18 protein-coding genes are annotated in these 24,861 nt (G+C 49.2%); 2 read left to right on the top strand and 16 right to left on the bottom strand.

What is annotated here, in order from left to right; translation table 11 throughout:
- Positions 1-121: 121 nt before the first annotated feature.
- Positions 122-1,483, top strand: a complete 1,362-nt coding sequence (locus tag TW77_RS06415; RefSeq protein ID WP_046004139.1) for an MFS transporter — start codon at positions 122-124, stop codon at positions 1,481-1,483.
- Between the two features lie 126 nt (positions 1,484-1,609).
- Here the strand turns inward: TW77_RS06415 and TW77_RS06410 are convergent, their stop codons facing one another.
- The 10 genes from TW77_RS06410 to TW77_RS25090 all read right to left on the bottom strand — a co-directional run bounded on the left by TW77_RS06410 (position 1,610) and on the right by TW77_RS25090 (position 14,587).
- Positions 1,610-4,699, bottom strand: coding sequence for an efflux RND transporter permease subunit (locus tag TW77_RS06410; protein WP_082078858.1), 3,090 nt, complete (start codon positions 4,697-4,699; stop codon positions 1,610-1,612).
- A complete protein-coding gene (locus TW77_RS06405; protein WP_046004137.1) occupies positions 4,699-5,796 on the bottom strand; it encodes an efflux RND transporter periplasmic adaptor subunit in 1,098 nt (365 codons plus the stop codon). Before TW77_RS06405 ends, TW77_RS06410 begins: the two co-directional genes overlap by 1 nt.
- A gap of 61 nt (positions 5,797-5,857) precedes the next feature.
- Positions 5,858-7,087 carry a phosphatidylserine decarboxylase gene (locus tag TW77_RS06400; protein WP_046004136.1) on the bottom strand — a complete coding sequence of 410 codons (1,230 nt, stop codon included), beginning with the start codon at positions 7,085-7,087 and terminating at the stop codon, positions 5,858-5,860.
- The gene (locus TW77_RS06395) at positions 7,080-7,601 is read right to left on the bottom strand and encodes a DUF2165 family protein (protein ID WP_046004135.1); all 522 of its coding nucleotides are present in this window, start codon (positions 7,599-7,601) and stop codon (positions 7,080-7,082) included. Before TW77_RS06395 ends, TW77_RS06400 begins: the two co-directional genes overlap by 8 nt.
- 27 nt (positions 7,602-7,628) lie before the next feature.
- Positions 7,629-8,900, bottom strand: a complete 1,272-nt coding sequence (locus TW77_RS06390) for an ATP-grasp domain-containing protein (RefSeq protein ID WP_046004134.1) — start codon at positions 8,898-8,900, stop codon at positions 7,629-7,631.
- A 1-nt stretch (position 8,901) separates the two neighbouring features.
- Positions 8,902-10,242: a coproporphyrinogen-III oxidase family protein gene (locus tag TW77_RS06385; protein WP_046004133.1), complete on the bottom strand. Its 1,341-nt coding sequence runs from the start codon at positions 10,240-10,242 to the stop codon at positions 8,902-8,904.
- A 1-nt stretch (position 10,243) separates the two neighbouring features.
- The gene (locus tag TW77_RS06380; protein ID WP_046004132.1) at positions 10,244-11,830 is read right to left on the bottom strand and encodes an NAD(P)-binding domain-containing protein; all 1,587 of its coding nucleotides are present in this window, start codon (positions 11,828-11,830) and stop codon (positions 10,244-10,246) included.
- A 57-nt stretch (positions 11,831-11,887) separates the two neighbouring features.
- Positions 11,888-12,739 (bottom strand): NAD(P)H-binding protein, encoded by an 852-nt coding sequence (locus TW77_RS24165; RefSeq protein WP_052713074.1) that lies wholly within the window; start codon positions 12,737-12,739, stop codon positions 11,888-11,890.
- A 285-nt stretch (positions 12,740-13,024) separates the two neighbouring features.
- Complete coding sequence (locus tag TW77_RS06370) at positions 13,025-13,957, bottom strand: AraC family transcriptional regulator (protein WP_046004131.1); 933 nt, start codon at positions 13,955-13,957, stop codon at positions 13,025-13,027.
- Positions 13,958-14,440: 483 nt separating this feature from the next.
- Positions 14,441-14,587, bottom strand: coding sequence for a hypothetical protein (locus TW77_RS25090; protein ID WP_156158614.1), 147 nt, complete (start codon positions 14,585-14,587; stop codon positions 14,441-14,443).
- Positions 14,588-14,947: 360 nt separating this feature from the next.
- Here TW77_RS25090 and TW77_RS06365 point away from each other — a divergent pair, with 360 nt between their 5' ends.
- Positions 14,948-15,490 carry a nuclear transport factor 2 family protein gene (locus TW77_RS06365; RefSeq protein WP_046004130.1) on the top strand — a complete coding sequence of 181 codons (543 nt, stop codon included), beginning with the start codon at positions 14,948-14,950 and terminating at the stop codon, positions 15,488-15,490.
- A 265-nt stretch (positions 15,491-15,755) separates the two neighbouring features.
- On the opposite strand, the gene TW77_RS06360 is transcribed toward TW77_RS06365, so the two are convergent.
- From TW77_RS06360 to TW77_RS06335, 6 genes are all read right to left on the bottom strand, one after another.
- Positions 15,756-17,327, bottom strand: coding sequence for a serine hydrolase domain-containing protein (locus TW77_RS06360; protein ID WP_052713073.1), 1,572 nt, complete (start codon positions 17,325-17,327; stop codon positions 15,756-15,758).
- A 142-nt stretch (positions 17,328-17,469) separates the two neighbouring features.
- Entirely contained in the window at positions 17,470-18,444 is a 975-nt protein-coding gene (locus TW77_RS06355) for a TauD/TfdA family dioxygenase (RefSeq protein WP_046004129.1), read from the bottom strand.
- Between the two features lie 34 nt (positions 18,445-18,478).
- Complete coding sequence (gene dapE, locus TW77_RS06350; protein ID WP_046004128.1) at positions 18,479-19,666, bottom strand: succinyl-diaminopimelate desuccinylase; 1,188 nt, start codon at positions 19,664-19,666, stop codon at positions 18,479-18,481.
- A 59-nt stretch (positions 19,667-19,725) separates the two neighbouring features.
- Entirely contained in the window at positions 19,726-22,134 is a 2,409-nt protein-coding gene (locus tag TW77_RS06345) for a penicillin acylase family protein (protein WP_046004127.1), read from the bottom strand.
- Between the two features lie 4 nt (positions 22,135-22,138).
- The gene (locus tag TW77_RS06340) at positions 22,139-23,128 is read right to left on the bottom strand and encodes a TauD/TfdA family dioxygenase (RefSeq protein WP_052713072.1); all 990 of its coding nucleotides are present in this window, start codon (positions 23,126-23,128) and stop codon (positions 22,139-22,141) included.
- 68 nt (positions 23,129-23,196) lie between these two features.
- Positions 23,197-24,846, bottom strand: a complete 1,650-nt coding sequence (locus TW77_RS06335; protein WP_046004126.1) for a cyclic peptide export ABC transporter — start codon at positions 24,844-24,846, stop codon at positions 23,197-23,199.
- Between the last annotated feature and the right edge of the window lie 15 nt (positions 24,847-24,861).

Here is a 24,861-nt window from a genome sequence, read left to right as displayed (position 1 = left end):
GGTGCCCCCGCTGACCCGACGCTAATGCGCAGGTACTCACCCTTTCTGACCTAAAGTTTGCTAGTCAAAGCGCCATTGTTCATCTACTATGTGACTGTATTGGCGTATAAATAATAATCAAATGAAATCATTCCCGTCGCTCTATTTTACCAACCTGTTTTTGATCGGTGGTACAGGTTTACTGACCACCTATCTGGCTTTATATCTGGGCAAGCAAGGGGTCTCGACCTTCTGGATAGGCTTGCTGACTTCGTGTTATTACCTGGGCCTGTTACTGGGCTCTAAACTGGGTTATCACCTGATCAAATCGGTGGGGCACATCCGCACCTTTGCAGCCAGCACCGCGGCGGTCACCGCCTGTGTGGCTGCCCACGGGGTGAGCGATAATATTTATATCTGGCTGGCGCTGCGCTTAATTGTCGGGCTCGGGATGATGTGTAACTTCATGGTGCTCGAAAGTTGGCTGAACGAGCAGGCAGCACCGGAATCCCGTGGCCGGGTGTTCTCTTTTTACATGATCACCTCATATCTGGGCATGGTGGCGGGGCAATATGCGCTGTCGCACTTTCCAGAGTTGGGCTACGCACCGTTGTTTTTGGTTTGTATGGCGCTGTCGGTCGGGATCATTCCGATTTCAACTACCCGCAGGATCCACCCCAAGCCACTCAAACCCATTCAGGTCAGCCTATTTAGTTACATCCGTAAGGTGCCCCAGTCAATGACTGCCATTCTGTTTGCCGGGATCATCAACGGCAGCTTTTATGGCCTTGCACCGACCTTCGCGCATTCTTCAGGCTTTAACGCAGAAGAAATCGCCCTGTTTATGTCGATCACCATTTTTGCCGGGCTACTGGCACAATGGCCGATGGGTATCATTTCAGACAAGATCCGCCGTAGTATTTTGCTGCGCAGCAACGCGGTGATCATTGGTATGGTGAGCCTGCTGCTGTTTTTATTGCCTGCTTCGCAGCAAACCGCCTATGTGTTGAGTTTTATCTTTGGTCTGTTTGCGTTTACCTTATATCCGTTGTCATCTGCGCTGGCAAACTCGCGTGTTGATGACGAAGACAGGGTTGGCGTTTCTTCGGCGCTGCTGGTCGCCTTTGGTGGCGGTGCAGCGCTTGGCTCTGCGGTCAATGCCCAGCTGATGGCCGCCTTTGGTCATCAGGCGCTGTATGCCTCGATTGCGCTGCTCACGGTGCTGATGTTTACCCTGCTCACGTACATCAACTCACGACAAAAAGCCGAGCGCCCCGAACCAAGCGACTACGTGGTGGGCACCTCCGATGTCACTAACTCACCGCTGGCCGCCACCATGGACCCGCGGATTGAAGAAACCACAGCACATGAACAAATGCTGGTTGTGGATGAAGATGAAGTGGGCGACACCCAGCCCCGTGACTACGATCCAGCGGAACAAGAGCCCGATGATGTACCGCAACCGGAAGACAATAATAAACAAGGTGCAGCACACGATAAGTAAGGCGAGCAAAGAGGGGCTGAGTAACTCATGAGTTACTCACGAGTTACTCTGGGATTGGCTTAAATGGGATCTGCCGACAGCATCACTGCGGCAGATCCCTATCGGCAAAATCAGTGGCAGTGATTACTAGGCACTTGCCAGCCCTTGCGTTTTCTCAGTGCCCCCAAACTCCGCATCCTCAGCGGCATGGTGGTTTTCAGCCAGACGCCGGTAGACACATGGCAACACAAACAAGGTAAAGATGGTGCCTATCAGCATGCCAAACACCAGGATGATACCAATACTGTTACGTGCTTCAGCTCCCGGGCCAGATACCAGCACCAGCGGGAAGTGACCCAGCACCGTTGCAGCGGTGGTCATCAACACAGGTCGCAAACGCGTATTGGCGGCTTCAACAATGGCATCGGCTTTTGCCTTACCGGCACGCTGCAACTGATTGGCAAACTCAATGATCAGGATGGCATTTTTCGCAATAAGGCCAACCAGGGTGATCAACCCGATCTGCGAGTAAATATTAATGGTGGTCAGCCCAAGGAAAGGAAACAGCATAGCACCCGACAAAGCCAACGGCACAGAGCCGATGAGCACAATCAGAGGATCCCGGAAGCTGTTAAATTGTACCGACAAGACAAAATACACAAACAGCAAGGCCAACAATAATACCCCAAACAAGGTATTGCCCTCTTGCCTTAACTGACGAGACTCTCCCGCATAATCAATGCTATACGTCTCTGGCAACAGGCCTTTAGCTGCTTCCTCCAGGGTCGCCAGCCCCTGCTCTTTGGTGGTACCGGGCACTAACCCTGCGAAGATCCTGAACGCATTTTGCTGCTGAAACTTACCCAGCGCGCGTGGTGCAACAACATGCTCGATATCCGCTATCATAGACACGGGAATAAGCTCACCCGATGGAGCACGCAGATGGAGCGCCAGCAGTGATTCCGGCGATTGTCGCGCATGGCCTTCTATCATGGGAATAACGCGATATGCTTTGCCCGCCAGCTCAAAATGATTAACGTGATCGCCCGACATTAACACCCCCAGCTGCTGGCTCACATCGGCGATATCCATGCCCAAATCGGCAATACGCTCGCGGTTTAGTTTCAGCTCCACCTGTGGCAAGTCTATTTTCAGATCGGTATCGACAAACAGGAACTGGCCGCTTTGATATGCCGCGCCAATCATTTTGTGCACATATTCGAGCATTTCTTCCCGGGAGTCGCCGGACTGTACCACCAGCTCAACATCAAAGTTACCGGCAGTGGGTAGCGCGGGAAACAGCACCGGAAATACCGTCAGCCCTGTGACTTGTGACGCGCTGATATAGATATCCTCAAGCATGTCCTGTACAGCCATGTCGCGATCAGCAAAGTCCACGAACTCAATACCGCCGAACCCGCCTCCAGGGCCAATCAGTTGCCACATGGATTTGGCGCCAGGCACCTGCATCATACTCGCTGTCACGTCCTGCATATAATCCGTGGTGTACTCCAGCGACGAGTCCCCCGCAGCTTCAAAGATAATATTGATACTGCTTTGGTCCTCGATGGGCGCCAGCTCTTTGTGAGAAAACATATAGAAAGGCACCACCAGCAGCGCAATAATGACGCCACCAAACAAGATCTGCACATCCCATTTAAAAACGACATTCAGCATCTTGCTATAGCGATTCGTCAGACGAGCAAACAAGCGGTTCACACGCAGTGTCAAATAGCTTTCCTTACCACCGGGCGCACAGACATATGCGCTCAGTACGGGCGACAAGGTCAATGCGACCAGGCCCGAAATAATCACGGAGATAGACAGAGTAAACGCAAACTCTTTAAACAGCACACCGGTCAGCCCGGATAAAAACCCGATAGGCGCATAAACCACGGCTAAAGTAATGGTCATCGCGATGATGGGATTGAGTAACTGGCGGGCACTCATTAACGCGGCTTGCATGCGAGGCACCCCCTGACTCATATATCGGGAGACATTTTCGACCATGACAATGGCATCATCCACAACCAAGCCCACGCTCAGTACGATTGCCAGAATGGTCAGTAAGTTGAGCGAGAAACCCATTAAATACATCGCAGCTACCGCGCCACAAATAGAAATGGGGATGGTAATAAGCGGCACAACTGCGGTGCGAAAGGAGCCCATCAAAAGCAGAACCACAACGCCTACCAGCAGGATGGTTTCAACGAGCGTGATGAATATCTCATTGATGGCATCGCGCATAAATAAGGTGCCATCAAAACCAATGCGGATCTCCAGCCCGCTGGGCAACGTCTGATTGATTTCTTCAATCTGGTCGTATAACGCATTGCCAATTGCCAATTCATTCGCACCCGGCAAGGGCCACACAGAAATATACACCGCATCACTTTGTGTTTGACGCGCATTCAGCGCCCCTTCCTCTTCGCCCAGCTCAACCGTTGCGACATCGGCCAGACGCACCAGCGCATTCTCATGCTCACGGATCACCATCTGTTCAAACTCGCGTGCGCTGGTGAGCGTTGTATTGGCAAGAATATTAATGCGGCGTTGTTGGTTTTTGCTTTGCCCCAGGGTCGAGATCACATTGTTGCGTTGCAACGCGCTGTTGATGTCTTCTGCACTGATGTTAAAGGCCAGCATTTTTGATGGATCAAGCCAGACTCGCATCGCAGGCTTACGGCCCCCTTCCAGGCCAATGCGTTGCACGCCTTCAATAGACGCCAGTGAGGGGTTTACATATCGGGTGAGATAATCCGTTACTTCGGCGCGTGAGTAATGATCGGTGACCACATCGAGATAAAATACCGCCGCAGGCCGGTCTGCTCGCACAACATTGACAACCGGATCTTCCGCTCCCTGTGGTAGCTCATATTTGATTTGATCTAACCGCGAAGCTAACTCAGCCAGAGCCGTGGAACTGTCCTCGTTCAGCTTCATCCAGGCTGTCACGGTACTGAGCCCCTCAACCGTTTTGGCATCGACATAATCCACACCCGGCAGTGTCATAGCCACCCGCTCAATCGGCGCACTAATGAAGCCCTCAACCACCTCAGCTGAGGCGCCCACATAAGTGGTGGTCACAACCAAAGAGGAACTTTCTACCTGAGGATACTGCGAGATAGGCAGTTCTACCCCCGCACGCAGCCCCAGCAGCAGTAATAATAATGACAGCACCACGGCCAAGATGGGCCGCCTGACAAACACATCGACAAACCGCTTTTGAGTATTCATCATAACTGATTTGCCCCTTTGCCGGTTTCACGCTCAGAGACAAACACCAGCAACTGCTCTTGCAGTTTGAAAGCCCCATTGGCCGCTATCAGGTGCGCTTCATTGAGATCTGCGCCGGCACTGATCACCGCCAGCTCCTGCTCACTGCGTATCAGTGTCACAGGCTGGCGAACTGCCCGGTATTGGTTCTGTGCCTGCTCACCTTCGAGCTTATACACATAATGGCCCATGCCATCTTGCAATACCGCACTGCTCGGTACATAAAGCTCACTGGTTGGCTCTCCCAGCGGGACAAATACTCTCAGTGGCGTATTTGCTGGCAGCACCCCAGGTAACCTGGCACGATACTTTTGTGTTCTGGAAAACTCAGACAACAATGTTTCTTTAGCAATCACCTCAGCGTGTGTTTGCCGGCCATCGGTAAATTCGACCCAGACTTTGCGCTCAGCAAACTGATCTGTACTTCTGTAGGGCACTTTAAAGTCAACCCAGACGTAATCCTGCGCCCCAACCAAAGTGGTAATATGGGTATTGGCAGACAATAGCTCACCGACTGCCAGCTCATGCAAGCCAACGGTTGCATCAAATGGGGCAACCAGGGTCTTGCGTTCAATGCGCGTTTGTAGCGCCTCGATTTCGGCAAGGATAACCAGGTATTCGCTGCGGTCATTATCTAACCGGTCGGCACTGGCTGTGTTCTGTTCGGCCAGCCGCTTGGTACGTTCCAGTTTTGCTTTCGCCAGTTTGGATTTCGCGCGTAATGCCGCCAGCTGCGCGCGCTCCTCTGACGTATCCTGACGCAGTAACACCTGCCCAGCTTTGACTTTCTGACCAGAATCAAAGTTCACAGCAACCACACGCCCTTCCAATTCATTGCGCAACTCAATCGTTTGCGGCGTGATAACTTCGCCAATGGTTTCAATTCTGTGCTGTAACATTCTGGAGACAGGTTTAACCGCTTCTACTGTCGCCGAAGGTTCAGGAAAAGACTCAGCATAAGCAATGGCTTGCTGTATTTGTAGTACTTTGAATGTGGTCAGGGAACCCACAACACATGCGCACGCGATCAGTGTGAGCAGCCAACGTTTAATGACCATAAATAGACTCTCTCATAAGTAAAATTAGTATGAAATGTGATCGGCTCCAATACTGGACAACTCAGATCGGACTCAGCGCGCCTAACGATGCACCTTGCTTAACTCGAATAGCGGGGTATACGCCTTGTTGAAACAAGGTCAACACGGTTGAACCACCGTACTGAAAGCATGCCAGCTTTTGCCCGGCCTGCACGGTACTGCCCACTGGAAATGGGGGATCATCAGCCAAAGACTGGGTGCGACCGTGATCCTTAAAAACAATCGAGTTCACATCGTCAAGACCAATTGCTATCAGCGCCACTTTGCCATACACCGGGTTTTCAATAATGATGTAGTAACGGTGGTACACGCCAAATGCGCCATAATGCGTTTTGTAACCGCCAACATTACCGTCGTTGTAAAACCGCTCAAACTGCCCGGACATGCCGAACACCACGCCACTGTCACAACCGACCAGGCGAGATTCGACAATCGTGCCACTGATGGGGGCATGAATGTGGTGATAGTCTGTAGGCAGTAACACCGTTGAGGTTGCAGTCCCCCCGTAGAAAGCCTCACTGTGCTCACTGCCATACAGCAAGGTGGTCACATCCAGCGACGTTTCAAATTTAGTACCCAACTGAGAGAAAGGGCCAAGGTTTTGATTAACGACATTCACGATGCCATCACAAGGCGCAATATAATGGCTTTCCTCGTCACTGGCTGGCTGAATGGGGTCGCGAAGCTCGCGGGTGAAGAACTGGTTGTAACTTTCAAACCCATTCGCGGGAATAGCAAAGCGCTGCCAGGACTGCTCACCCATCGCCTTTCGCCACACCGCTTGGCACTCTATCGACCAGGATGCAGAGCTGTCCATAAACCGGCCTCTGGCGCGGATAAAACGGTGGCTCCACTGCAACCCCTCCCCCTGACAGAAGAGTTCGGATGCGGCCGGGTTTTGGTGAAACAGGCCATAGAGACACAGATAAAACAACACGCTGCTCTGTGGCGTTGGGATATTGACCAAAAACGCGATAAAAAATGTGAAGAAATCAACAGCCTCTTTTTCTCGCCAAATCCACAGTGAGGAACTGTGCTGCGCAGTGTGTAAGGGTGACTCGGGCCACCCATAGGAGCTGGCTATTGCGCAGCTCAATGCATTACTCACTGCGAACCTGAACGAATCGTTTTCGACCAGCATCCACTTGAGTTCATCCATCACCTCCCAGACGACATCTTCGACATCGTCATGAGTGTTCCGGTAATGGGCAAGTACACTGTCCAACTGGTCAAGAAGAGCTGAATTAGCCATGTCTTTCTCCACCAGTCAGTTGCATGTTGTCGTCTTCATTCTGCATCACCATCATAGTGAGTGCCGAAATAGCCAGGATATACATGAACGCATACTGCTGCACCATGGCGGCTTCAGCGCCTTGCAACCAGATCATGTAAACAATATCGGCGAAAATAAAGAACATAGTAAAGAGCATAACACTGACAAACACCGCCCCCGCCAGTACGTATTGTTTGGCATGCTTAAATGCCTGGGCATTGTTTCTTGCAGACCACATTTTTGCCGTTGCCAGCACAAAGCAGACAGCAGCAATAAACTTACCGATCATGATGCCAAGCAGCGCCAGATCAGGGCTCAGCTCCCTGACAAAAGGACGCGCAGACAAAAACACGTCAGGTATGTTGCCCATCGCCATCACGTCGGCAACCTGCCCCTTATGCAAAGAGTAGCTAACCACGTTTTCTAAAAATGTCAGCGAGCTCCACAGTGCCAACATTGCAACCACGAAAACCTTGAGTAAACGAATGTTCATTTATGCTTTGATCCTTCTATTAATATATTAAGCGCTGATCCGGTCGCTATCAGGCAAGATGATTGGACGCACCTGACTCTGAATACGCTCGTGTATCTGCAAAGCGTCCTCTCGTGTCGCCGACGACAACAGGTAATATAAAAGGTGAGGCTGGGCGGAATTAGGCATGGCTCTGACAACATCTCCAACCTGATTCAGTTGCTTCACTTCTTTCACTCCACTCAGCTGCTCAAACACCTCCAACCCTTCAATCCCGGTCAATGTGCCGGAGTCTGGATACAAAACCCCACCATATAACACGGCACCGATATTGGTTCGCTCTGGTAATTCGACAGACAAACCCAGGTATAAACGCGCCTGCAATTCCAGCGAGCTGACGCCCAGTAACAGGGCAATGGCAGCGGCCGTATAAGCACCACCCGGTCTCAGGCCTGCTTCCAGGATTTTCGGGCCGCTGTCTGTCATGCGAATTTCAACATGCGCAACGCCACAGGTAAGCCCCAATGCCCGCACGGCTTGTGCAGCCAGTTCAAACAAGGCCTGCTCCAGAGCGGGCTCAAAGTTGCTGGGAGACACTGACATAGACTCAGGAAAATACGGGCCTTGTGCGTTGGCTTTTTGAAAAACCCCCAACAGCACCTCAGTATCTCCATCCACATACAAGTCGATCCCCAGCTCTTCACCCGGGCAAAATTCCTGTACGATAAGGGGCAGTTCAAATTGACCAAACTTATATAAGCTGCGTTCAAAACCACGTGATTGCAGGCCAATATGTTGCGTAATTTGCTCAACAGCCGCCAAAAACGCCTGATCTGAACTGACCTTCACAACCCCCTGACTGCTCATCGCGTCAACCGGCTTAACTATCACCGGATACGGCAACTGGGATTGCCAGCTCATATCGGGATCGCTGAGCTGTCCGACGGGAAATGTCAAAGGCACAGGTAAACCTGCCTGATGCCAGCATTGATAGCTGGCATATTTGTCACGGCTCTTTTTGGCAGCATCAAGCGCGCAATGCGGCAACTGTAAATCCCGCGCCACCAAGGCAGTGCTGAGCACACTGCCTTCGTAAATCGGCACGATGGCCTCAACAGGACACCGAGCATGCAGCGCTCGAATGTCCCGAAGCAAGTCTTCGTCATTGTCCAAATCGCAAAACAGAATTTCGTCTACATTTTGCAACGCGCTCGCGTCAAACCCATGCGGTACGACCAGGGTTAAGCGATCAGCAACACGTAAAAGTTCAGACACCAAATAGTTATTTGGATACGCGTGGATAGTAACGATGTGCGCCATATTAGAAAGTCCCTGTTCTGGTTGCACTTGAGCTTTCCAGCGATTCCCGTGACATACCCGCAAGCCCGGTCTGGCGGTCTTCCATCAGGTCGTAACCCATGTTCACAAGCCAGAGCTTACCTTGCTCAGTGACATGGAATGCCTCAGCCGTTTCGTACATTAAGCCTTCTTTCATCCACTGCTCGATCAACCCGGCAGGGATACTGCGGATCGCGTCCGTGAAGCGTTTCTCAATTCTGAAGAATTTGAGCCCAAACAAGGCACCCCGGTTCGCCGGAACTTCCAGTGAGTCAGAGAAGCGCATCAGCGGTAATTCACCTTTATTCACACGCTTCACATACGTGGAATCGCGCTCTTCATTAAGGTACACCTGGCCATTAATGTAACCGCGGGCAGAAGAGCCAATCGCGACCGTTTCTGCACTGTGCTGACCATAACCCCCACCCCACAGCAGGCGCATAAAGTGGTTAAGCGTTTTAAACTTCGAAAAGTGCTGATCGGCCGGGTTACAATAACCCAATTCCTGTAGCCGTTGCTTTAACTGCAAATACTGAGCAACCTGAGAAAACTCAGAAGGCTTTGGCGGGATATCGCCACTGTCCATGCGGCTCAAAAATGACTTGGGAAAGCCATAATAGTGCAAATTGTAATAGTCGATGCTGTCGTACTGGTCGCGCTCTAGCTGTGCACAGTCCAGGTTCAGCTGATTAATATCCTGTCCCGGCAGGTTATACATCATATCAATGTTGATATCGCTGAATTCCAGTTTCCGGCCTAGCTCAAGACACTTGTGTACATTCTCCAGGTCGGCGTTAATGTTCAGCAGATCGCGCATTTTGGGATCGAACGTCTGAACACCATAAGAAATACGGGAAATACCGTGCTCTTTAAGGATGTTCAATCGCGTGATGTCGGAGAGTGTATTTGGCTCGCCTTCGAAGCTCCACTCACAGTCAGGTTTAAACTTAAAGGTATTGCGTAACTTCACTATGAGCTGTTCAATCAACTCTGGCGGCAGGGTCGACGGAGAGCCCCCCCCAAAATACACTGCCTGATATTCAATATCGGCGGTATAACGACGCTGGCTCAGCATGTCAATTTCAGCACACATCGCATCTACATAGCGATACATGATCTCCGCTCTGTTTTGCACACGAACGTGAAACGGGCAAAACTTACACAGATCCTGACAATACGGGATGTGCAGATATAACACAGCTTCCGCATCGTGGTTACGCTCACTATCCAAGGTCCTCTCAAAGTCCTGCTGCAAAGACGGGCGCGACAACACTTCGAGTATTGGATAAAAATAGTAAGTAATTGGATAAACACTGGTGTACATTTTATGCATCCTCACCAAGTTTAGAGCGCTCAGGATCCGCGGTTTGCGTGGATTGTTCACTCAAAGCAACCATACATTGCGTCAGGTAGTGCTCAAGTGCCTCAACCATCTCCGGATCTGTCCAGTCTGCTTCCAAATCTTCAATAATGTGGTGCTCTGACGTTTGAACCCCAAAGTGATACTCACGGATCACAGGGTGTAAGAACAGGCTTTCCTGGCCCTGGTTGTAGGCATCCTTGTTGATGCGCTCAGCTTCAAAAATGTCACCTGATTCGGAATGACCATATTCCATCGTCACAACGAAATAGACACTTTTGCTGCTAAACAGCTCAATCGCATACTCAGCCGGAATGTCGCTAATGTATTGTCCTTGCTCAGCCAGGACCACATCAGAAAAATATCCCGGTTGTTGCCACAGCGAGCTGGCTCGGTTAACACGCTTAATAATGGATTGCGTAAAGTCTGCTGCCGATGCTGGCACAGCCTCACCCGGCCAGCTGGCCCCTTCGTACTGTTTGGCCAGTATATTTACCAACGCCTTACAGCAATATCTGAACCCGTGGATAAACCCGGACGTTGCTTTTCTGTAATCCAGCACGTGTGTCAGGGTGCCAGCAAAATACAGGTCGCTGATATTGCTCGATTCAAAATTACGCTTCAGACACGGGAACTTGCCGTTAAACTGCGTATTAACTTCGCAGCCTTCGCCCCAGATATCGTCGGCCATTTTAAACCCGGCGCACGACAACACAGTGTCATACATAATGGTTTCGACTTCGCCGTTGGCATGCTTGTAGTGGAAGGTCACGGCATATTGGTCGCCCACCTTTTTGATGTGACTGATGTCGGCGTCCATAATGGCATGCTGAGATTTCAGCTGGTACATATCCAGGATATTGTTATTTACGGCGCGCAAGTGACCAACGTAATGCGACTGCCAGGCAAACTTTAGCTTTTCTGGGCTACAGATGTGGATCAGCGCCGCATTGCCCGCCAGGTGATCGGCGGTTTCAAATGCCGAGTTGCCTTTACCAATCACTAACACCCTTTTGTTGTTATAGTGACTTGGCTCGATATCCATGTCGGAATAATCGACTACGTGCTCGTATCCATCAATATTCTCCGGCAGATTCGCTTTGGTAAAACCACCCGCGTAAATACATATTTCTGCCTCAAAGACATCGCCAGCCTTCGTCTCAATAACAAACTTGTCCGTTTTACGAATGTTGGTTACCTGACAGTCAAACTGAACATTCAGGTCATAACGCGCTTTAAATCCATTCAGATACTCCACCATGCTGTCCGCATGCGGAAACAGGTTAGTATCGTAATTAGAGAACTTAATGCCCTGATCGTCGGTTAACAGAGAGTTCCAGTCATGGCGTAAATTGAACTCATAATCATCACTTCCGGTAAAAACCTTGTTGATAGAAATCAGCTTTCTGTGTACCGGGTACTTAACAAAAGCCGCTCCACATGCAGGCGCCGCATCCAGAACCAGATAATCCAAACCTAACGCCTGCAAAAAGTAGGCGGTTTGCAAACCTGCTGGGCCTGCGCCAATAATGACATACTTATGCTTTTTCAAAATATTACCCCTTAAAATAATAATGGTTACTATTGACTGAAACTTCCGATAGTACTGTTAACTTAAAAACGTCTTTGGCTGCCAGCCAAGTTCCCTGATCGCCTTGTCACTTGAAAAAACCTGCGTCAGGCTATAACCCTCGGTCCAGGTCCCGTAGATTTCTGCCCACTGTGACTCTAAGCCACACTCAAGCGGTTGATCCGACAGCTTTTGCAGTAAATCTTTTAGCGGAGCACGGTGCTCGGCTGAACCGATATACTCTTCTCCGTTGCGGCCGTTTTCTGCCACCAGGCGATACAATTGCGCCAGATTTTTACGCTCCACCAGTGACCAGGTCTGGGTTGCCTCTTTTGGTAGCGCAGGATGGCCACAACGCTCTAGCTCCCAGCTCAGAATAGGCGGCAGGAAGTGCTCTTCCTCGCTGACCACGTTTGCCGGGCTGACCACTCGCAGATCAATGTTTTCCTTACCCGATAAAAACTCGATGCTATCCAGCATCCACTGGAAGTCGGCCACAGATTGCTTGGGTGTTGATTCCGTGATCACGGCGTCGTGACTGCCGTATGTCCAGCACCCGGCGGTATAAACGACGATCAGCGGATTGATGCGCTGTAACGCATTGTTGGCAATGGCCTGCATCACTGCGTGGTCAACGTCGGCCATGTGCTCGTCAAACGTACAGGCTGTATGAATAAACGCGTCACACTCATAGAGTTCATTCACCCATGCCTGCGGCTCGGTTAACGACCCTAACACCGGTGTTGCGCCCATCTGCGTGACCTTGCCCGCACTGTCTTCATCCTTGCATAGCACTTTGACCTGGTACTTATGCGCCAGCAGCTCCTGCACAATTGCACTGCCGATATTCCCTGTTCCACCTGTCACAAATGCTGAATTGATAGTTGACATACATGCTCCTAATCTCATGAAAAAATTAATGGCGCTACGTTAACTTGAGCCGTTCCCAAATTACTACTGCCAAAAGTGCAACTAATTTTTTACATCTACAAATTTGAATTTAACGTCGATTTTTCGTGTTGAAATCACAAAGCAGGTGTCTGGTCGTCCTCAGTTAAGCCAACTCAACGACAGGGGGTACACTGTATTTTGCAGACAATATGCAGTTGCACTGGCGATTGGAATGAAGAGCCAGTAAATACAAATATTGATTTAAATTAAGAGTTTAAAAATCGGCTAGGGGGTATCTAGCCGATGTACTTTGCGAAACTGGATAGGGGTTAGATTATGAAACTGACGGAAATTTCGGATCAGTACATCTGGTGACTGAAAGCCACATTCTGACGCCACTTTTTTAAGAGGCAGGTTGGTAGATGCCAGTAACCTGGCCGCCACCAGGCAACGCCATTGCCGCACAAAGTTAAGCGGAGATATACCGGTGACTTGCTTAAAACGGGTAGAAAAAGACGATTTAGACAGCGCTGCGATGCTTGCAAGCTCTTCCAGACTCCAGTCTTTTTGCAGCTGCTCCTGAATTGCCAGCATCACAGGTGCCAAAAACCTATCGTGTAAAGCCTGCAGCCAGCTGGGATTAAAAGACGTGCGATCCAGGCTTCTCAGCACTTCGACCAGCAACAATTCGAGCAGCCCTTTTTGCGCCAAATAACGCCCGGCCGACGGCGTTTTATTCTCTTCATAAATCCACGACAAGATGGTGTCCAGCTTACCGTGTTGCGGCGCATCTATGATGATCACTTCAGGCAAAGAGCTGCTCATCTGCGTGCCACCCCAATACTGAATGGGAGAAAACACAAAGCAGCCACACATCATGTAACAGGGGTTGCCCTGTCCCCCTATCACCATATCAGCAGCACTGGTGGCGCTTTCAACAAACAGCTCTCTGCTATTTTGGCAGTGTACCCCATGATCACTCATGATTTTGTGTGCGGTGCCATAAGGCAGCAACATTAACTGCCCGGAATTCAGTTGCACGGTATTGCCGGTAGCCAGCTCAACGATACAACTTCCTTCCTTCACAAAGCTGAAACTGCAGTTATCCTGCTTGTTTTCTTCTATCCCCCAGGGAGCTCTTAGCTGAACATGCGAAAACACCTCACACTGAGGCGCCAAATGTGAAATAAATAGACTGAGTGGATCGACACTGTGCATCCGTTAAACCTTCCTTTGTCATTCCCGAATTCAACTCGGTGCACTAAACCGACACCAGACTACTCGAATATATAAGAATAAACCCATGATTTTATGACTTATTATACATCAAAAGCGGGCGCAAAAAGAAACCCAGATAGCACCAACACTGCCAGCACCAACCCCCCCCCTGGATCGGCCGCTCACAGAGAGACCAATTACATGTAAGCGTGTGGCTCAGGGCCAAACAGATTGCCGATAATAACGACCTTGCCCGAGTACATAGCAACACAACTTAGCCTGTTAAAGGCTAACAACACAGCCAGCCAACAATTTGGCCCTGTGATGTAGTGCTGCGCACCGGCCTGATAGCCCTTAGCCTGCTACCCGTATCGCCTGTACTACCGACGACCGGTTACCCGTCTTAAGGGCGGTGTATGCATATCTGCTGATCTTTTCAGCCTTAAAAATATACAACAACGGGTACGCAATGTGTACCCAAATTTACCCATTGGCATAATCGAGGCGGCTCCTGCTTTGATAAAACAGCTTTAGTGCGGTGCTTGCTTTTGGCACCAGATACGCTGTCGTGTTTTCAGCTCGGCACACCCGGCTGGCGGCAGAACCGCTCAGCACTAAAGCCCCAGCCATCAAAAAAACCTCGCGTATTGGTATGCCGTGTATTTTTGTCTGGCTTGAATTGGCTCAGTGAACGGGTGAAGGCACAGAATCGTACTTATGTCGTTTAGTTGAGTCCGGCTTTTCTTTTTATTTCAAATATTTTCAAAATCTTACGTCAAAAAATCCACCACAATGGCCTACTCCGTCATGCTTTTTTAAGGTGCAATACGCAGCGCCAGCGTACACTCAATCACCCCAATTGCTAGCAACCTGGGTTACCAAAAAGTGCCCTGGTACGCATTTTGTGCCTTCTTGCAAAGGAAGTTACTAATAATTACTATGGTTACCAGATGAGACTTAAAGCCCAATTTTGCAACTGAGGAGCACCCCATGTTGAAAACCCTAAGCGCCACCCTACTTTTACTGGTAAGCACCATGACCTTTGCCGCAGGTAAAGACGCACCGACGATTAATTTCAGCGAGTTACAAAAGCCAAACTGGAGCGAGCAGGAGCAGAAAAACGCACGCCTGGTCACCGACTTTGTGCAAAACCTGATGAACAACCACAACTTTGATTATGTATTAGAGCATTACAACGACAGTGCGTATGTGCAGCACAACCGCAACCTGCCAGATAAAATTCCCGGTCTGGTCGGCTTTTTACAAGAATTTGTAGAGGATTACCCGGACTACAGCTACGACGTAAAACACATCTACGCCGACGGCGACTTCGTGATTTTTCACTCCCACGCCACGCTGGATAAAGATCACCGCGGCAATGACCAAAAAGGCATCAACATCATCGACACCTGGCGCATCGAAGACGGCCGCATTGTAGAACACTGGGACTCAATCCAGGCCCTGGACCTGTCCATGCGCATTTACTCACTTTTCAGCGGGGGCGATATTCAAAATGATAATGGCGTTTTCTAATGGAAAGTTTTGATGGAAAGTTCTGATGGGGTGAGTTGAAACACACCTGCAAAGACTACCAAGGCGTGCCAAACCTAAGTCACAAACAAGTGCAGCCAAAGATCACAAAAAAACCGCTCTAAATCACAGAGCGGTTTTTACAATGTAATTAACTAAACTGAATTTAGCTACTGCCGCTGAGCGTCTTTGTTGTGGTCAATCATACCGGGCAGCAAATAGAGCTTTTCTTTGCGAAACTTCAACAACACAGCTCACTCAACAGCATTTAAATTTTAACAAATTCTATATTCAATACATTATGCACACCCGTGAACAAACTCACAGTGCCTTGGCATTGTTGAATTCTCAACCTGCTTATATCCTCATGACTGGTCTTTAGTAAATCTGACTCGCTATATTCCAGTTGGTACACTTCTTCAGCGCTGATCATCACTAATGCTCGCCCGTTATGACTAATTTCAAGTTGAGTGTCCAACTCTTCACTAAAGTAAAGACCAACCAGTCTATTTAAATCTGCCTTAGAAGGTTGAAAATAGTTAATTTTTCTAACTTTATAGGCTTTGCCGGTGCGTGCGCCTAACCAGCACACAACCTGGTTTTGTTGCATATCAAATATCACCGTTAACTGGCCAGCGTCGTTGACTAACTGGCCGTCGCCTGCATGATATAAAACCTGCTCACCACCAAACAGCAAAGTAATTTGCTCGCCACTGCGCACAATTTCAAAGCCGTTTTCAGGTTCATGCAAAAACTCATACCTGCCTGGCAGGGCTTGCAGCATAGACTCGCTAAACGCTTCTCTTTGCGCCAACTCAGGCAGGACCTGATCGTCGACCAGGTCATTGGCAAGCACAATATCAGCGATACTTTCAGCCAGCCCAATAGGGTCGCCGTCTGCGTCATTGCTCAACACAATCACGGACAGCTGTTGCTCGGGAAAACGCAGATATTGCGACAAATAACCACCCCAGCAACCGTCGTGAAACACGATTGGCTGGCCCCGATAGCAGCTAAACTCGAGCCCCAGCCCGTACTCTGTCGGCATTCCATTGTTGAGCATACCCGGTTGCTGCAATCGCGCGGCGACATCCCGCCAGTATGGATCTTGCGTGTAAAAAATGTTGTCCCACTTGAGCAAGTCTTGCGTATTTGTGCAAAGCGCGCCGTCTCCCAGCGTCTGCCAGTTGCCCATCTGTGGCTCATAACCGCCGATACCTTCGTCGCAATAGGCCTTTGCCACCGGGGGCTGATCCTGGCCTGCTCTTCCCCAGAAATAGCTATTGGTCATCTCCAGGGGCGTCAAGATCGCTTGCTGGCTGAACTGGCTAAGCGTTTTGCCAGTCACGACCTGAACCACCAGAGCGAGTAAAAAATACCCTGTGTTTGAGTATTCGAATTTCTCTCCCGGCGCAAATTCCAGTGCATACTGACGTTTGATCATGGCCAGGGCCTGACTGTCGCTCACGGCTTGATCGAGCTGAACACCCGCCTGAAACAGCAACTCGTTGTAATCACGCAAACCACTGGTATGGTTCAGCAAGTGTCTGAGGCTAATGCTGTTGCAGTATTCGGGCAAACCATCGATATAATCGACCAGCCTGTCGTCCAAACTGAGTAAGCCTTGTTTCTCCAGTATCACCAAGGCTGCGGCAGTAAACTGCTTAGATACCGAGGCAATGTCAAATACCGACGCCGCAGTCAGACTCACGCTTCGCTCTATATCCGCCAGACCTGCCGCACCGCTATAAACCACCTTACCGTTTTGATAAACAGCGACGGAATAACCCGGCCCCTTTGGCACTTGGTGCTGCTGGAGCAAGGTATCAATTTCTTTCATAGTACTTCTCTTGTAGTCGGTCGAGTGCGCAACCGCCATGACCAACAACTCAGGTTGAAGCCTGAAGTTAAACATGAAGTTGGCTGCGCTTTGAGATTAAGCAAACTCGCCGCTCTTAGATTAATAATAAAGCGTGATCGCCTTATGCTGCCGAGAAAGGCTGTGACATGCCCACTAACACTTTTCTCTCCCCGCTATACGCGTTTCTACCATGCGCAAACAACATGTTGTCCAGCAACAATAAATCGTTTTTTTGCCACGGGAAGGCTATTATATTTTCTTTGTAAACGTTTCGAATGATGTCCAGCACCTGAGGGTCAATATCGGTACCGTCTCCGAAATACGCATTGCGCGGCAGGCAGTCCTCTCCCACTATTGTGAGCAGGTTGTTTCTTTCATCTTCATCCAGGCTAGTGATATGGTATAAGTGCGCCTGGTTAAACCACACCTTTTCCTTTGTATGGGGGTGCACTTTGCTCGCCTCATTAATTTGGAAGGTCCTTAACTCGCTCTCCCCCGTCCACTCGAACCCGATATTATTCAACTGACAAAAATGCTCCACTTCTTTTTTATTATCGGTCTGAAAGACTTCAGACCAAGGCAAATCCATACTGCCGTAGTTTCTTACATATCTCACTTTTTTACGCTCAAACTCCTCAACGATTTCTTTGGGAAGGGCCTTATAAATGACCCTGCTGTCGCAGATTGGGGTTTCCCCACCCGTCTGCGAAGGCAACATACACAAGAAACCTATCCTGAGCGGCCACTGATTAGAATACGCGTTTTCATTGTGAAGCAGTATCTGCTTATCGGCATGGTATTCAGTCGTTGTATAAATTTTGCTTTTAAGTTCGGTCCTTGGCGTCGATCTGTACGTATAATCGATCAGTTCGCCGCCGAAAACCCGTTCAAGTATGCCCGCAAACTGCTTGCTGCTGGACACATTGAGCCCCCTTACCAGCAAGGCGCCACATTGCTTCAATTGCTGTTCAATAAAAGCACCGTTTTCAGTCACCCATTCCATGGTTTTCATGTCGTTTCGCTCAACCTGCAACAACTTTAGATTACTTTTAAAGTCGACCGGCTCGCCTGGGTTGGTATGTAATTCTGAATTCATTGTGTTTCCTAATTCTACTGCGCAGATACCCACTTTAAATGTGTGTCAACTTGCTGAATAACTGTTTATAGATCTTGGCCAGATTTTCGATTTCCGTCACCGCCACCCTTTCATTCTCCTGATGTATGGTTTTATTGGGCAGGCCAAGCTCGATTACCTGATGACTAATCTCCTGAAAGAAGCGCCCGTCCGAGGTGCCACCCGAGGTCGAGTACTGGCACTCGATGCCGACGGTTTCGCGGATCGATTCTGCAGCGGCACCAATCAGACTGCGGTGTTGCAGTGGCACGCTCACTGAGTGATAAGGCACGCAGCTGCGGTAGCTTTTGAGCTCAAAATGTGGCCAAATTTCCCGGATCACCTGAGTCACTTTTTCTGTGATGAGCGCTTCATCGGTTGTTGGTGCATAACGGACATTCAAACTGATCGAGGTTTTTTCCGGGATCACATTATCTGTCCAGCAGCCCGAGTTGATATAAGTAACTTGCAGGCTGGTGCCGTTGAATTCCGCAGTTTCATCCTGCCAGTCGATAGCTGCCAGCTGCGCCACCACCTGACTCATTTTGTGGACCGCGTTCACACCTTGCTCCGGATACGCAACATGCCCGCTTTTGCCATATAAATCGATGTCCATACTGACGGAGCCCCGGCGCCCTATTTTTATTAGGTCCCCTGAATATCGGTCCGCCGTGGGTTCACCAACAATACAGTAGTCCAGTGTGACCCCTCTGGATCGCAGCAGGTTGATAATCTCTCTGGAGCCAAATTCGGCTTCCCCTTCTTCGTCACTGGTGATTAACATCCAGAATTTTCCGGTAACCGCATCATCCTCAGCCCAATATGCCAACGCATCAAGAGCAGCGGCAATCGCACCTTTCATATCGGCAACGCCGCGGCCATAGAGATAGCCATTGTGGAGCGTTGCGGAAAACGGCGCAAATGACCATTTTTGCATATTGCCAGCAGGCACTACATCCGTATGCCCACAAAAGGCTAGGTTCATCCCTTCGCCTTTATCTATACAAGCAATGAGGTTGCTGACACCGTTACGATTACACTCTTCAACGCTGGCCCCCATGGCTTCCAGCCGCTCTCTAAGCCATTGATGACTGCCCCCGTCTGAAGGGGTCACAGATTCAAACGCCACTAAGCGCTGTGCATAACAAATTGCGTCTGTCTCACGTGCGACAAACACCTCTTCAACATAGTTATTCTTGTTCATACTCAATTTTCTGACTGCACCGGAGATCAGTGATAACGGCGCAGCCTTTTTAGCTCCAGTTAACGTGTGTGTTCCTTGACGAGTGTTGTAGAAATCTTAGCTTCTTGGACCTCTTCCTTAGTATATGGAAGCTTTCGCAACGTCTTGTTTTCGGCATAAAACTCGGTCTGGTCCTTAAAAAATGCAGACTCAGAGTGTGTCGATTGAGAGTAGGTTAGCAAGCCTTTCGCCTCAGGCCCCTGATCGCTAAATCCGACCACCATCAACCAGCTTGGACCAAAGCGAATGTGATAACCGCGCTCTGTCAAGCCGGAAGCCAGAGGCTCTCGTGTCACACTGTCGTACACAACAGGGTGCTGATATTGAGGAAACACTGAGCTGTTCCAGTTCAGAGAAGAAATCATATTGAAGCCACCTTCTTCTTCAAACAAACCCGGCCAGTTTGTGATCGCCTTCAACGGCGCACCCGATTTATCTGTGCTTTGAACAAATTGAAGTGCACCTATTTCCGTATCCAATGCCAGACCAGACCCTTGAATGTTCGCCACTGCTCTGGCCAAGACTTCAAGTACAGTAGGGTCCTGTTTTAACTGTCTGGGGGTGGTTGTCGGCTCATTGACGTTGAACGGCACGTCAAAATGAGCCCGCTGGTCCAATAAAAATGCAAACTCCCGAAACACAAATCCGCCCCGGCTGTTTGCATCAAATACGCCGTCCCAGGTCCGCAGCGTATCGCAACCTGCATTGACCTGCGCGCGAACGGTCTGACTCAACTCAGCCGTACTGGCTTTAATGCACAAGGCCTTTAAATCCGACAGGATCAGCTCAGATAAGTACGCTCGCTGCGAGAACAACGCTTTTTGGGCGTCAGACACAGAGATCCCTTCGGGGTCGTTCAACTCCTCTTTTAATAGCTTCAGCCCCATGCGCGTTCGCAATGACTGAATGGCCTTTTCATCTCCGAATAACGGAGAAAAGCCGGTCAGGGGCGTCTGTGGATTTGTCAGCCAATGAGAATCGTTGGAGTTTTGCACATACGTCTGATTGAGCAGTTTGGGCGTGCCTGTATAGTCCTCGAACCCATCAAATATGAACGCCGACACGTGACCGGGCAACACAGTGACGCCATAATGCTGGCGTATATACGCCAGCTCCGCTTCTTCAGTCAAAGTATCTATGGCCAGTTGCGATAACTTAGGAACAGACACATCCCCGTAATACAGCGCATCTCCACTTTTCGAAGTCAAAAGCGTATTGTTGAACGCCAGCCCGTTGTACTTTTTAAACGCATCCTGTACATCGGCTATTGTGTTTGAACGGTTCAGCGCCAGCCAGTGATCGATCATATCAGTGTTGTACAAGTTCACATCTTTGATCACAAAAAAGCTGTCTTGTGTCCATGGCAAGTCATCATTTACAAGAACGGGGCCTACATCCGTATAATAAAAGTCCCTGTCTACCGACTGAGTTCCTTGCGAGGTTTTTACTTTTACACTCACTCGTTTCTTAGAGACATGCTTGACTTCGCCGTCAATTTCATAGTGCATTGGATCCACACCGCCGGTTTGCATTTTGTATAGCACAAAATGTTCGGATTCTGAAAATGTATGGGTCCAGGCGATCGCCTGATTAAACCCGATATTCACGACGCCAGGGAATCCAATCAAGGACGCACCCATCACATCCATTCCATCATTTAAAGTGTGATGAACCTGCCAGAACCTGAGGCTGCCTTCATAGGGAAAGTGCGGATTGGCCAATAATACACTGTTGTGGTTTTGCGCATTCTCCTTGCCGATCGCCCACGCGTTAGAGCCGAGCGCAGGCTGCTGTTTTATCAGTCGCCGCGCAACCTGCACATCACTGTGTGACGGACTCGCCGCATACAGCTCATCAAAAAATTGGCCGATACCCGGGATCATCGCAATTGAGAACAGGTGTGCCAATACATCTTCTTTCTCAATTGGCCTAACCCAGGCCGCCGTATTGCAGGCAGCTGGTAACGATGCATTTTTCAGCTCGATATCTTTGAGGTAAGTATTGTAACCGGCGACATACCCCAAAACGATTTCCTTCGAGTCTGCTGAAAGGCCCGGCCATAATTCACGAGCTTTGGCAACGAGCTCAAGGGACTTAAAGCCGAAATCTCCCACTAAGTTCAGGTTGTCACCTGTCTCCTTGCGATCCGGACCGTGATATAAAGAGCGCTCGCCATTGACCCGGATATAGTTATCAGCCAACAGGCAAATATTATCCTGCGCTTGTGCATAGGCGTTCCCAAAGCTTAGTGCGCCCAGGGAATCGGCGTAGATGTGTGGTACGCCAAAATCGGTTCTAATAATTTTTGCCTGGTAACCCTCTGTGTTTTGCTGATCAGATGCTACATGCGTTTTATTGTGATCCGCAAAAGTACAACCGCTCAGTATCAGTGCTGCAGCACTGATACTTAATCCGTTTATTTTTTTCATTGTTCTACTCAACCATTAGTGTGCCAGCAGAAAAACACTCTCTGGCTTTAAATTTAGATTCCAGTACAAGAGCTCTTAGTAACCACCTGTCGGTGCCGTCGTATAACGGCTGGTATTCACTTCTTGCATGCACCACTTTGCGGTTGTCAAACACCAGCATTTCCCCCGGTGCTAACGTGATACTCCGCTTATTTTCATTGATAAAATCTTGCAACTTAGTAAGCGCCGCCTGCGCTTCTTCGGTCAGGCATACCATGTAAGCCGGATCGAAAACGATTTCAGGCTCCGCGTGTCTGCTCAAGATCGCCACTCGCTTATTCGGCGCGCCTGCACCACTGAAGGTCGGATCAACTTGGATCTCAAAATTGGGTTTGCGCAGCTCTGCCATGGTCTGCTCATCCAGCCTTATGTCTTTGCTTTGAAACAGATACGTTTGTGCGTCCAGATCCCCTTTTAAGCAGTACAGGGCCACCCAGTCAGCCTTAGCATCGTGAAAGCCGTCTTCAACGTGCCATTCGAGGAAGCTGTTATTAGTGCCCAACTGTTCGGTTTTATGGGCTTCAATAGGAAAGACATCATCAATGAAATCGAAATTCTTTTTCCCTTTGAATGCGTAAACAAGGCCAAACCTGGATAAAATGACTGACATTAAAGTTCTGATTTCATTCACTTTGACGTTCTTGGCTTGGGCAAATGACAAAGGCGTCGGCCCCAAGTTTTCCGGTATATGCAACCCCTTGATATGCAAGTAGCTCTCACTTTCAAGAGCTTTAAAATCAAACAAAAACTTCTGAAAATCCACTGGCAGCTTGAATGAGGCATAAAAGCACTGCCAATAGAACTCTTCAAAATTTTCATTCGTATAGCTCAATTTTTCCGCACGGATGGCACTGAGTATTTCAGCCAGGCTGCTCTTGCTCAGCGTACAAGCATTAGTGCCGGTCTGAATGTCGGTAGCAAGATTGTGTTGATGAAAATCCAGTACTGCTTCCATAATTACTCCTTTCTCATAATTTGCTCTGGTTATTCCTTGGGTACACTAGGTTTAACCCGGTTTATTTTTCAGGCGGATACAGACATTTCGCTGCTGTGGTCGGTCTGGTTCGTTTCAATGCGGCTGATCTTGCCAGCGTCGAAAGTTACAAGCCGGTCGGCAATGTGAAAGTACTTATCGTCGTGGCTGATCACTATGATGGTCTTGCCGTTTTTCTTCATCTCGGGTAATAACTCCATATAGAAGAACTCCCTGAAGTACGGGTCCTGGTCGGCCGCCCATTCATCGAAGAAGTAAACAGGCGCATCTTCCAGATAGGCTACTAACAGTGCCAGTCGCTTACGCTGACCATGAGATAATTTAGTAGTCGAGAAGCGACCGTCCACCACGGTGACCTTGTCGTGCAGATTCAGTTTCTCTAGGTATTTGCCGATACTAGCGTCCGAAGGTGTATTGCCATCGCGGTCGATCAAGGTGTCGAACAAGTAAAAGTCGGAATGGATCACACTGAACAAGTTTAAATACTGATTTTTGTTGTGTTCCTCGACTTTGAGATCGTCGATAGAAATAGAGCCAGAACCTGCCTCATAGAGACCGACAAGCAATTTGCCGAAGGTGGACTTACCACAGCCGTTGCCGCCGTTGATGATCAGCAACTCCCCTTTATTGATGTTAAGATCTACAGGCCCCACTTCAAACACTGAGTCTTCGCTGTCATGCTTGAATTTCAGCCCTTCTATTTTTAGGGTCTCAAACGTTCCGCACAGCGCTTCATCCTTTATATATTCATGCATGCGGGTGTCTTCGGAAATATCCAGGCTGTCTATTTTGCGTACAGAAACAAAGGCTTTTGCGATGGACTCCTGATGTGACAGCAATACATCTGCAGGCCCCTGAATAAAGATCAAAACAAAGATAAAAGATAATATGGCTGAGCTTTCGCCGAGCCCGAAAACGCTGTGTGACAGCAGAATCACACCCAGCAGAATAAAAATTAAGGTTTGTCCCCAGTTTTCACTCAGGTTCCACAGCAGCTCCGAATTCAGGTTAGACTGCTTGATTTGCTTTAATGAAGGGATAAAACCATTATTGTAAAAAACGCCTTTGCGCTTTTGATTGTTGTTTAACTCTTTTGCGCCGTCGGCCAAACACTTGAACTGCTCGTACATAACATCGTAGTTATCACGCCAGATTTCATCGTACTTTTCCGCCCGATTGACCAAAAGCACCGAGACGGCCAGGCCGAATGGCAAAGCCGCGACCAGTACGCCGAACAGGGCTGGCGATTTATAGGCTAAAAACCCTAAGCAGACCAACACAGTGACTAGGTTATAAATGTATTGGGGCATGGCTGAGATGGCGCGGGAGATATCACTCACATCCGAGGACACAGTCGCCAGTACCTTGTGTCCTCCAATTTTGTCTAAGGTAGAAAACTTAGTGTTCAATATGCGTTTAACTAAGTTATCCCGCACTTCGAATATGATATTCACACTTAGTTTTGTCATAAAGTAATTGGCCAGTGAGCTGATGGTAAAGAGCCCGACGATGCCAAGGAAAAACTGCAGTGCCCAGCGCTGTGCATCGGCATTGATGCTTTCAAGGGGGCTTTCCGAGATCAGAGAGATCAGCCAAATGCTGAAAAAGGCGCTGACCGCCCCGACAATACTGCAAAGTACAATTTGTCGGGTGTATTTCTTTATTATGTTTAAAACCATACTGCTTCCTTAACG

This window comes from Pseudoalteromonas rubra, from assembly GCF_000967655.1.
Lineage (GTDB): Bacteria > Pseudomonadota > Gammaproteobacteria > Enterobacterales > Alteromonadaceae > Pseudoalteromonas > Pseudoalteromonas rubra_A.
The sequence above is the reverse complement of the archived record's forward strand: the minus strand, read 5'-3'. Positions and strand labels throughout refer to the sequence as shown.